Origin of the sequence: Streptomyces malaysiense, assembly GCF_000980885.2 — a bacterium.
GTDB lineage: Bacteria > Actinomycetota > Actinomycetes > Streptomycetales > Streptomycetaceae > Streptomyces > Streptomyces malaysiense.
Window position 1 is genome coordinate 113673 of the sequence record NZ_LBDA02000030.1, and the last position, 9503, is coordinate 123175.

General features: G+C 74.3%; 9 protein-coding genes. 8 read left to right on the top strand and 1 reads right to left on the bottom strand.

Annotated elements, in window-relative coordinates; all coding sequences use genetic code 11:
- Nucleotides 1-33: 33 nt before the first annotated feature.
- Both VT52_RS13835 and VT52_RS13840 read left to right on the top strand, forming a co-directional pair.
- Nucleotides 34-1239 carry a sensor histidine kinase gene (locus VT52_RS13835; protein WP_046418921.1) on the top strand — a complete coding sequence of 402 codons (1206 nt, stop codon included), beginning with the start codon at nucleotides 34-36 and terminating at the stop codon, nucleotides 1237-1239.
- A 31-nt stretch (nucleotides 1240-1270) separates the two neighbouring features.
- Entirely contained in the window at nucleotides 1271-1942 is a 672-nt protein-coding gene (locus tag VT52_RS13840; protein WP_046418919.1) for a response regulator, read from the top strand.
- A 72-nt stretch (nucleotides 1943-2014) separates the two neighbouring features.
- Here VT52_RS13840 and VT52_RS13845 read toward each other — a convergent pair whose 3' ends face one another.
- Complete coding sequence (locus VT52_RS13845) at nucleotides 2015-3202, bottom strand: threonine aldolase family protein (protein ID WP_079175033.1); 1188 nt, start codon at nucleotides 3200-3202, stop codon at nucleotides 2015-2017.
- A 196-nt stretch (nucleotides 3203-3398) separates the two neighbouring features.
- Between VT52_RS13845 and VT52_RS13850 the strand changes: the two genes are divergently transcribed.
- The 6 genes from VT52_RS13850 to VT52_RS13875 all read left to right on the top strand — a co-directional run.
- Nucleotides 3399-4361, top strand: a complete 963-nt coding sequence (locus VT52_RS13850) for a Rossmann-like and DUF2520 domain-containing protein (RefSeq protein ID WP_046418916.1) — start codon at nucleotides 3399-3401, stop codon at nucleotides 4359-4361.
- Nucleotides 4358-5359 (top strand): pantoate--beta-alanine ligase, encoded by a 1002-nt coding sequence (gene panC, locus VT52_RS13855; protein ID WP_046418914.1) that lies wholly within the window; start codon nucleotides 4358-4360, stop codon nucleotides 5357-5359. Before VT52_RS13850 ends, panC begins: the two co-directional genes overlap by 4 nt.
- Nucleotides 5356-7053 (top strand): L-aspartate oxidase, encoded by a 1698-nt coding sequence (locus VT52_RS13860; RefSeq protein ID WP_046418911.1) that lies wholly within the window; start codon nucleotides 5356-5358, stop codon nucleotides 7051-7053. The genes panC and VT52_RS13860 overlap by 4 nt, the downstream gene beginning before the upstream one ends.
- A 27-nt stretch (nucleotides 7054-7080) precedes the next feature.
- Nucleotides 7081-8058, top strand: coding sequence for a carboxylating nicotinate-nucleotide diphosphorylase (nadC, locus tag VT52_RS13865; protein ID WP_046418908.1), 978 nt, complete (start codon nucleotides 7081-7083; stop codon nucleotides 8056-8058).
- A gap of 5 nt (nucleotides 8059-8063) precedes the next feature.
- Complete coding sequence (locus VT52_RS13870; protein WP_046418907.1) at nucleotides 8064-8861, top strand: type III pantothenate kinase; 798 nt, start codon at nucleotides 8064-8066, stop codon at nucleotides 8859-8861.
- A 124-nt stretch (nucleotides 8862-8985) separates the two neighbouring features.
- Nucleotides 8986-9503: hypothetical protein (locus VT52_RS13875; protein WP_071387445.1), on the top strand; the 518-nt coding region annotated here is incomplete at its 3' end.

The window sequence follows — 9503 nt, forward strand, 5'->3', positions numbered from 1 at the left end:
GGTCGGGCATTCCGTTTCCCTACTCTGGGTTACGTGCAGCGCCTCTACGACTTCCTCCGCCGCCACCCGACCGGGGTCGACTCCTTCTGGGCCGTCGTCCTGTTCGGGCTGTCGGCGCTCAGCGAGGTCAACCTGCACGGGGTGACCGGCCGCAAGGGGCCGCTCGCCGCGGGGATCGCCGTCTCCGCCGTGCTGTGCGTCGTCGTGGCGCTGCGCCGCCGGTTCCCGGAGCAGATGCTGCTGCTCGCGCTCGCCACCGGCCTCGCCCAACTGGTGCTGGACGTCCAGACGGGCGTCGCCGACTTCGCGCTGCTGGTGATCGCCTACACGGTCGCGACCATGGGCGCCCGCTGGGCCTCCCGGCTGGCCCTCGTCGCCAGCTTCTGCGCCGCGGCCATGGCGCAGCTGCGCTGGCCGGCGCAGCATTCCGGCTTCCTCGGGCAGATCGCCATCGTGGTCTTCCAGACCGTGCCGTTCACGCTCGCCTGGGTGCTCGGCGACTCCATGCGCACCCGGCGCGCCTACTTCGCCCAGCTGGAGGAGCGCGCGGCCCGCCTGGAGAAGGAGCGCGAGGCGCAGTCGAAGGTCGCGGTAGCCGCCGAGCGTGCCCGGATCGCCCGCGAACTGCACGACGTCGTCGCGCACAACGTGTCCGTGATGGTGGTCCAGGCCGACGGCGCGGCCTATGTGCTGGACGCCGCCCCCGACCAGGCCAGGAAGGCCCTGGAGACGATCTCCTCGACCGGCCGGCAGGCCCTCGCCGAGATGCGCCGGCTGCTCGGCGTGCTGCGCACCGGGGAGCACCAGGAGAGCGGGGAGTACGTCCCGCAGCCCGACGTCGAGCAGATCGACGAGCTGATCGAGCAGTGCCGCCACTCCGGCCTCCCCGTCGACTTCAAGGTGGAGGGCACCCCGCGCCCGCTGCCCAGCGGGGTGGAGCTGACCGCGTACCGGATCGTGCAGGAGGCGCTCACCAACACCCGCAAGCACGGCGGGCCGAACACGGGTGCGAGCGTCCGTCTGGTCTACTTCGACGACGGTCTGGGCCTGCTCGTCGAGGACGACGGCAAGGGCGCCCCGCAGGAGCTGTACGAGGAGGGCGGTGCCGACGGCCGGGGGCACGGCCTGATCGGGATGCGCGAGCGCGTCGGCATGGTCGGCGGCACCCTGGACGCCGGGCCGCGTCCCGGTGGAGGGTTCCGCATCAGCGCCCTCCTGCCGCTCAGACCGGCGCACTGAGTCACCGAAGACGGATGGAAGAAGGACCCCGATGACGATCCGCGTGATGCTCGTCGACGACCAGGTGCTGCTGCGCACCGGGTTCGGGATGGTGCTCGCCGCCCAGCCGGACATGGAGGTCGTCGCCGAGGCGGGCGACGGTGTCGAGGCCCTGGAGGCGCTGCGTTCCACCGCGGTCGACGTCGTCCTGATGGACGTCCGCATGCCGAAGCTCGACGGAGTGGAGGCCACCCGGCGTATCTGCGCGCAGCCCGACCCCCCCAAGGTGCTGATCCTGACCACGTTCGACCTGGACGAGTACGCCTTCTCCGGGCTGAAGGCGGGCGCGTCCGGCTTCATGCTCAAGGACGTGCCGCCCGGTGAGCTGCTGGCCGCCATCCGTGCCGTGCACAGCGGTGACGCGGTGGTGGCGCCCTCCACCACCCGCCGCCTGCTGGACCGGTTCGCGCCGATGCTGCCCTCCGGCGGCCGGGATCCCCAGCACAAGGAGCTGGAGCGGCTCACCGAGCGGGAGCGCGAGGTGATGGTGCTGGTCGCGCAGGGCCTGTCCAACGGGGAGATCGCCGCACGGCTCGTGCTGTCCGAGGCGACCGTGAAGACCCATGTGGGACGCATCCTCACCAAGCTGGGGCTGCGGGACCGGGTGCAGGTGGTGGTGCTGGCCTACGAGACCGGCCTGGTGCGGGCCGGCGGCCAGGGCTGAGCCACGGCGGCACGGGCGGGGCGCCACGCGCTCCGCCGGCACCCCACCGGGCACCACCCGGGAACCTCCCCCTCAGTCCCGTCCCGGCAGCCGTCGCGCGAAGTCCCGTACGGCGGCCCGTACATCCTCCGCCGTCCACTCCAGGCCGGGTGCGCGGACGGAGACCTCCGTGCGGGCCATGCCGGGACCGGCGGCGCCGGACCAGTGGCCGGGGAAGAGCGCCACCGAGGTCTCCTCGGCCTGCCGCAGCGCCGCCTCGGCCACCACCTCGGGCTCGTACGGCAGCCAGACCTGGAACTCATGGGTGTGCGGCACCTCGGGGTGCACCCGCGCCCAGAGGGGACGCGCTTCGGCGAACCCCTCGCGCAGCGCGGCGGCGACCACGCGCGCGTGGCGGACGTACTCGGGCAGCCGGGGCAGTTCGCGGTCCAGCCCGATCAGCGCGGACAACGCGGTCGGGAACTGCTGGAAGATCTGCCCGCCGTACCGGTGCCGCCAGGTCCGCGCCTCCTCGACCAGCGTGCGCGGCCCGGCGAGCGCGGCGCCGCCGAGGCCGTCGAGGGACTTGTAGAACGACACGTAGACGCTGTCGGCCAGCCCCGCGATCTCCGCCAGGGGGCGGCCGAAGTGCTCGGCGCACTCCCACAGGCGGGCGCCGTCGAAGTGCACCACCGCGTCGCGTTCCCGTGCCGCCTCGACCAGTCCGGTCAGCTCCTCCCAGGTGGGCAGCACGAAACCGGCGTCCCTCAGCGGCAGTTCGAGCATCACTGCGCCGACGGGCTCTTCGAGGCCGCGTATCTCCGCCACCGTCGGCTGACGGCTGCCGCTGCCCACGTTCACCGGGCGCAGTCCGCTGACCTGGCTGAGGGCGTCGCGTTCGTGCACCTCGGGGTGGGCGAGGGGGTGCAGGGCCACCGCGGGGTTGCCGGTGCGGCCCGCCCAGCAGCGCAGCGCCACCTGCTGGGCCATCGTGCCCGACGGGAAGAACGCGGCGTCCTCCGCGCCCAGCAGCGTGGCGACCCGCTCCTCCAGCGCGGCGACGATCCGGTTGCCGTAGATGTCGGCCGGCTCGTCCAGGTCGTAGGCCGCCGCGCCCGCCTCCGCCAGGTCCGCGAGGCGTTCGCGGAGCGAGCCGCCCGCGGGCGCGTGGTTCAGCCGGCGCGCGCCCCGTCGCCGTACCGCCGCCCACCGTTCCCTTGCCGTAGGCTCCGTCCGCTCCTCGGTCGTGGGTGCCGCGTCCTGTCCAGGTGTCTCGGTCATGCCCGGGATCATGCCGCGCCGGGACCGCCCGGGGCACGGGGAATTCGGCGGCCCGCCCCCCCGGGGGGGGGTGTCGAAACCCACAGCCTGTGGACGACCGGTCGGCGGCGGACCGAGATAGCGTTAACATGACGAGAAATCGTCCGGTACATCGTCCGGTACCCGAAGCGGACTGGAACGGGAAGGCCGCCGTCGCGTGAGTACAGTCCACCAGCAAGACCACCAGGACCGCCCCGCGCGGCTCACCGTCGGCGTCGTGGGCGCCGGCCGGGTGGGTCCCGCGCTGGCCGCGTCCCTCCGGCTCGCCGGGCACCGCCCGGTGGCCGTCTCCGGTGTCTCCGACGCCTCCCGCAGGCGCGCCGAGGCCCTGCTGCCGGGCGTGCCCGTGGTACCGCCCGCCGAGGTCCTCCAGCGCGCCGACCTGGTGCTGCTCACCGTCCCCGACGACGTGCTGCCCGCCCTGGTCACCGGCCTCGCCGAGACCGGCGCCGTGCGGCCGGGACAGCTGCTCGTGCACACCTCCGGCCGGTACGGCGCCAAGGTCCTCGACCCCGCCCTGCGGGCCGGCGCCCTGCCGCTCGCCCTGCACCCGGCGATGACCTTCACCGGCACCGCCGTCGACGTCCAGCGCCTCGCGGGCTGCTCCTTCGGCGTCACCGCGCCCGAGGAGCTGCGCCTGGCCGCCCAGGCCCTGGTGATCGAGATGGGCGGCGAGCCGGAGTGGATCAGCGAGGAGAACCGCCCGCTCTACCACGCGGCCCTCGCGCTCGGCGCCAACCACCTGGTCACCCTGGTCGCCCAGGCGATGGAACTGCTGCGCACGGCCGGTGTCGAGGCCCCCGACCGGATGCTCGGCCCGCTGCTCGGCGCCGCCCTGGACAACGCCCTGCGCTCCGGCGACGCGGCCCTGACCGGGCCGGTCGCGCGCGGGGACGCCGGCACCGTCGCCGCGCACCTCGCCGAGCTGCGAGAGCACGCCCCGGCGGCCGTCGCCGGGTACGTCGCGATGGCCCGCGCCACCGCCGACCGCGCCCTCGCGCACGGCCTGCTCAAGCCCGAACTCGCCGAGAACCTGCTCGGCGCGCTGGCCGACGGCACCGGGAGCGACGACACCGACGGAACCGACGGCCCGACCGGCACCGAGGGGAACGACCGATGACCACCGCCCTGCTCAGCACCGCCCAGGAGCTGCACGCCCGCACCCGCGAGGGCCGCCGTGCCGTCGTGATGACCATGGGCGCCCTGCACGAGGGCCACGCCACCCTCATCCGCTCCGCGCGCCGGATCGCGGGCCCGGACGGCGAGGTCGTCGTCACCGTCTTCGTCAACCCGCTCCAGTTCGGCGCGGGCGAGGACCTGGACCGCTACCCGCGCACCCTGGAAGCCGATCTGAAGATCGCCGAACAGGCCGGCGCCGACGCCGTGTTCGCGCCCTCCGTGGACGAGGTCTATCCCGGCGGCGACCCCCAGGTCCGTGTCACCGCGGGCCCGATGGGCGAACGCCTGGAGGGCGCCTCCCGCCCCGGCCACTTCGACGGCATGCTGACCGTCGTCGCCAAGCTGCTCCACCTCACCCGGCCCGACGTCGCCCTGTACGGCCAGAAGGACGCCCAGCAGCTCGCCCTCATCCGGCGCATGGTGCGGGACCTGAACTTCGGCATCGAGATCGTCGGCGTGCCGACCGTGCGCGAGGAGGACGGGCTCGCCCTCTCCAGCCGCAACCGCTTCCTGTCGGCCGACGAGCGCCGCACCGCCCTCGCGCTCTCCCGCGCGCTGTTCGCGGGCCGCGACCGGCACGCCGCGCAGGAGGCGCTGCGCGCGCGGGCCCGCGAGGTGCCCGCCACCGAGGCGCGCGCCGAGGCGCTGAGCGCGATAGGGGAGTCCCGCGCGGCCGCCGACGCGCACGCGGTCGCCACCGCGGCCCCGGGCGGCCCGGCGGCCGTCCGCGCCGCGGCCCGCCAGGTCCTGGACGAGGCGACCCACTACGACCCGCCGCTGGAACCGGACTACCTCGCCCTGGTCGACCCGTCCGACTTCACCGAGATCGGTGACGACTTCACCGGTGAGGCGGTACTCGCCGTCGCGGCCCGGGTCGGCGCCACCCGTCTGATCGACAACCTCCCGCTCACCTTCGGCACCCTCGGAGCCGCCTCGTGACCAGCACCGGCATACGACTGCACGCGCCCGCCCCCGGCTGGGCCATCGCCGCGGACGTGATCGTCGTCGGCTCCGGCGTGGCCGGGCTGACCGCCGCCCTGCGCTGCGAAGCCGCCGGGCTGACCACGGTGGTCGTCACCAAGGCCCGCCTGGACGACGGCTCCACCCGCTGGGCCCAGGGCGGCATCGCGGCCGCCCTCGGCGAGGGCGACACCCCCGAACAGCACCTGGCGGACACCCTGGTGGCGGGCGCCGGCCTGTGCGACGAGGCGGCCGTACGCCTCCTGGTCACCGAGGGCCCGGACGCGGTACGACGGCTCATCGAGACCGGCGCGCACTTCGACGAGTCCTCCGAGGGCGGCCTCGCGCTCACCCGGGAGGGCGGCCACCACCGGCGCCGGATCGCGCACGCGGGCGGCGACGCCACCGGCGCCGAGATCTCCCGCGCGCTGGTCGAGGCGGTCCGCGCGCGCGGTCTGCGCACCATCGAGAACGCGCTGGTCCTGGACCTGCTCACGGACGCCGAGGGCCGCACGGCCGGTGTCACCCTGCACGTCATGGGCGAGGGCCAGCACGACGGCGTGGGCGCCGTGCACGCCCCCGCGGTGGTGCTCGCCACCGGCGGCATGGGCCAGGTGTTCGCCGCGACCACCAACCCGTCCGTGTCCACCGGCGACGGGGTGGCCCTCGCGCTGCGCGCGGGCGCCGAGGTCAGCGACCTGGAGTTCGTGCAGTTCCACCCGACCGTGCTGTTCCTCGGCACCGACGCGGAGGGCCAGCAGCCGCTGGTCTCCGAGGCGGTGCGCGGCGAGGGCGCCCACCTGGTCGACGCCGACGGCGTGCGCTTCATGGCCGGGCAGCACGAACTGGCCGAGCTGGCGCCCCGGGACATCGTCGCCAAGGCCATCATGCGGCGGATGCAGGAGCAGGACGCCGAGCACATGTTCCTCGACGCCCGCCATTTCGGCGCCGAGATGTGGGAGCACCGCTTCCCGACCATCCTGGCCGCCTGCCGGGCCAACGGCATCGACCCGGTCACCGAGCCCATCCCGATCGCCCCGGCCGCCCACTACGCCTCCGGGGGCGTGCGCACCGACGACCACGGCCGCACCACCGTGCCCGGCCTGTACGCGAGCGGGGAGTGCGCCTGCACCGGCGTGCACGGCGCCAACCGGCTCGCCTCCAACTCCCTTCTGGAGGGCCTGGTCTACGCCGAGCGGATCGTCGCGGACATCGCCGCCGAACGCGCCGCGGACGGTCTGCGCGCACGGGTGCCCGAGCCGGTCCCGCACCCCGACAGGCCCGCGCACCCGCTGCTCGCCCCCGAGTCCCGCTTCGCCATCCAGCGGATCATGACCGAGGGCGCGGGAGTGCTGCGCGGCGCGGACTCCCTCGCCGGGGCCGCCGAGCAGCTCCAGCGGCTGCACACGGACGCCCGGGACGCCCTGGACGTGCACGGCAAGACCGCCGAGCCCGGTGTGGACACCTGGGAGGCCACCAACCTCCTGTGCGTGGCCCGCGTCCTGGTCGCCGCCGCCCTGCTGCGCGAGGAGACCCGCGGCTGCCACTGGCGCGAGGACCACGCCGAGCGCGACGACGCCAACTGGCGGCGCCATATCGTCGTCACACTCGATCCGGACCGTTCGCTGGCGGTGCGCACCACCGACACCGCAGACTTCCCCCCTACCCGGTAACACCCAGCGCCAGGAGCAGTGACAGACGTGAGCACCGACGACCTTCCCCTCGCGACGACCGGCGGCTGCGGCGACGGCTGCGGCTGCGGCGCGGAGCACGACGAGGAGTACCTGGAGTGCGGGCTCGACCCCGTGCTCGCCGAACTGCTGGCCGCCGCCGGGCTCGACCCGGTCGAGGTCGAGGACATCGCCACCGTGGCCATCCAGGAGGACCTGGCCGGCGGGGTGGACGTGACCACGGTCGCGACCATCTCCGAGGAGGCCGTGGCCACCGGTGACTTCACCGCGCGTGAGGCGGGCGTCGTGGCCGGGCTGCGCGTCGTCGAGGCCGTGCTCTCCGTGGTCTGCACGGACGAGTTCGAGGTCGAGCGGCACGTGGAGGACGGCGACCGCGTCGAGGCCGGGCAGAAGCTGCTGTCCGTCACCGCCCGCACCCGCGACCTGCTCACCGCCGAGCGCAGCGCGCTGAACCTGCTGTGCCGGCTGTCCGGCATCGCGACCGCGACGCGCGCGTGGGCGGACGTCCTGGAGGGCACGAAGGCCAAGGTCCGCGACACCCGCAAGACGACCCCGGGCCTGCGCGCCCTGGAGAAGTTCGCGGTCCGCGCGGGCGGCGGTGTCAACCACCGGATGTCCCTGTCGGACGCGGCCCTGGTCAAGGACAACCACGTGGTCGCCGCGGGCGGCGTCGCCGAGGCGTTCAAGGCCGTACGGAAGTCCTTCCCGGACGTGCCGATCGAGGTCGAGGTCGACACGCTGCACCAGCTGCGCGAGGTCGTGGACGCGGGCGCCGACCTGATCCTGCTGGACAACTTCACGCCCGGCGAGTGCGCGGAGGCCGTCGGCGTCGTCGGCGGCCGGGCGCTCCTGGAGGCCTCCGGCCGCCTGACGCTCGCCACCGCGCGGGCCTACGCCGACACGGGCGTCGACTTCCTCGCCGTCGGCGCGCTCACCCACTCCTCGCCGATCCTGGACATCGGCCTGGACCTGCGGGAGGCGGAGTAACGGCCATGCTGCTCACGATCGACGTCGGCAACACGCAAACCGTCCTCGGCCTGTTCGACGGCGAGGACATCGTGGAGCACTGGCGCATCTCCACCGACGCCCGTCGCACCGCCGACGAGCTGGCGGTGCTGCTCCAGGGCCTGATGGGCATGCATCCGCTGCTCGGCGACGAACTGGGCGACGGCATCGACGGGATAGCGATCTGCGCCACCGTCCCGTCGGTCCTGCACGAGCTGCGCGAGGTCACCCGGCGCTACTACGGCGATGTCCCCGCGGTCCTCGTCGAGCCGGGCGTCAAGACCGGTGTGCCCATCCTCACCGACAACCCCAAGGAGGTCGGCGCCGACCGCATCGTCAACTCGGTCGCGGCGGTGGACATGTACGGCGGTCCGGCGATCGTGGTCGACTTCGGTACGGCGACCACCTTCGACGCGATCTCCGCGCGCGGCGAGTACGTGGGCGGGGTCATCGCCCCCGGCATCGAGATCTCGGTCGACGCGCTGGGTGTCAAGGGCGCCCAGCTCCGCAAGATCGAGGTCGCCCGGCCGCGCAGCGTGATCGGCAAGAACACGGTCGAGGCCATGCAGGCGGGCATCGTGTACGGCTTCGCCGGCCAGGTCGACGGGGTGGTGGGCCGGATGGCCCGCGAGCTCGCGGACGACCCGGACGACGTGACGGTGATCGCGACGGGCGGGCTGGCGCCGATGGTGCTCGGCGAGGCGTCGGTGATCGACGAGCACCAGCCGTGGCTGACGCTGATCGGGCTGCGGCTGGTGTACGAGCGGAACGCGTCGCGACTTTGAGGCCGCGGCCTTGAGGTCGCGGCTTTCGAGGGAAACCGCCGCGACACATCATCCCGTTGTGTCACTTTTGTCCGATTAGCGATAGCGTCGCCGCATGCCCACGCCATACGGATCCCGCGGCGGCATGGCGTTCGGCGCGGAGGAGCTGCGCGTGCTCCGCCGCGCCCTCGCCCTCGCCCTTCACCCCGGCCGCACGTCCGCCGAGGACGTCCAGGACTGCCTCCGGCTCGCCGAGTCGCTCGACGAGGCGATCCACGAGGCGGTGAGACTGCGCGCCTTCCTGCTGGCCGATCTGGACCGCTACCGGGCCGCGCTGCCCGGTTCCGCGGCCGGCTACTTCGCCCTCCTGGAGGAGGCGCTGGGCGCGGCGTACCGGCCGGTGCCGGACGACCTCGCGGCGCTGCGGGCGCTGCGCGGGAACCCGAGGGCGGCGGCGCTGCTGGAGCGCTGCCGGGCGCTGGCGGAACAGGACGTACGGGCCCGCTTCGCCCAGGGTGCGCGCAGGGTCCCGGCGCCGGCGGTGCCGCCCGCGAGGACGCGCCTGCTGGCCCTGTCGGGCGGCGCGGCCCACCGGTCGGGGGACGACGGCAAGCAGCCCCCGAAGCCCGCCCCCAAGCCGGCCCCCGCCGAACGTCCCGACCC